This is a genomic window from Bradyrhizobium sp. 25ACV (assembly GCF_054863005.1).
Genome location: NZ_JAVAYO010000146.1, coordinates 1 through 260 on the forward strand (window position 1 = coordinate 1; position 260 = coordinate 260).

Sequence of the window (260 nt, forward strand, 5' to 3'; positions counted from 1 at the left end):
TTCTTGGATTTCATGGCACACCGGGCTCGCGTTTCATGTTCCGGCTAGTGCACGAGCCGGCACGTAGGCTCGGTATGCGGATCATCGCGCCGGAGCGGCCGGGCTTCGGGCTATCCACCTACCAGCGTCAGCGAACTTTGGCAGACTGGGCAGGCGATGTCGCGATCCTTGCGAGCCATCTAGGGTTGAAGAAATTTGGTGTGGCCGGCATCTCTGGGGGAGGACCTTATGCAGCCGCCTGTGCAGCGCTTTTGCCGGCC

General features: G+C 61.9%; 1 protein-coding gene. It reads left to right on the top strand.

Annotated elements, in window-relative coordinates; all coding sequences use genetic code 11:
- Positions 1-260 (top strand): alpha/beta fold hydrolase (locus RAD04_RS38920; RefSeq protein WP_461628000.1); only part of this gene is annotated, 260 nt, incomplete at both ends.